The 830-nt window shown below is 69.5% G+C and carries 2 pseudogenes; both read right to left on the bottom strand.

The features are described from left to right. A pseudogene (locus tag KDH83_RS30900) lies at positions 1-266 on the bottom strand (hypothetical protein); the annotation flags it as partial. Between the two features lie 60 nt (positions 267-326). After that, a pseudogene (locus KDH83_RS30895) lies at positions 327-830 on the bottom strand (hypothetical protein); the annotation flags it as partial.

Below are 830 nucleotides of genomic sequence, written 5' to 3'. Positions count from 1 at the left end.
AGCAGCAGGTCCGGATTGGCCGGCCAAGCCTTGCAGGTCAGCCCGAAGGGATCGCCCGCCGCCACGTTGCGGACCAGGATGACGGCGTTCGCGCCGGGCACATGCACGCGGCCGCGCGCATCAGCCGCCTGAACGCCGGGATAGAGGGCGCGGACGATGTCGGCGTCGTCCGGGCAGGCATCGGGCGCGGCTTGCGCCGCGCCGGCAAGCAAGGTCGACAGCGCGCCCAGGCAAAGCGCGGCGGCCAGGGGACGCACAAGGCTCATGGCCGATCCGGCACAGGCGGCGGCACGACGAGGGAAGAGACGGCATGCGTGGAACACGGTTCAGTTACCCAGACGCCAGTCCGACGTGCGCAGCGACTCGGGAATCGAATAGGTCTTGCCGTCGAAGGCCAGCGTGTGGCGCGTCGTGGTCGTGTCCGTCACCCGATCCACGCACTTGGCGCCCTGCGGCGCGTAGACCCGCGATACACGCGTGTCCGTGGCGACCAGATTCCGGTAGCCCGCGCTCTTGGCCGCGTCGACGGACAGCGTCACGTCGCGCTTTTCCTCGCGGCTGTCGCACTCGTTCTCCCAAGCGCCTCGCAGCCGGCTGACGACCAGGCCGTCCATCACCACATGCAGCTCATGCTCGCTCATCACGAACAGCCGCAGGCTGGTCTCGCCCTGCATGCTGCCGGTGGACGAGGTGCTGCGCGTGACGCGGATGCCGAACGCCCGCTCGTCCTGCGCCAGATCGTAGCGCGCCGTGTCGAACACGACGCCGGTCAGGCGCACGGCGTCATCCTTCATCAGGCCGGACAGCCGGCGCTTGCGCAAGGGCTGCAA

The organism is Achromobacter sp. Marseille-Q0513 (genome assembly GCF_018195695.1).
Classification (GTDB): domain Bacteria; phylum Pseudomonadota; class Gammaproteobacteria; order Burkholderiales; family Burkholderiaceae_B; genus Achromobacter.
This window is presented reverse-complemented; position numbering and strand designations above follow the sequence as displayed.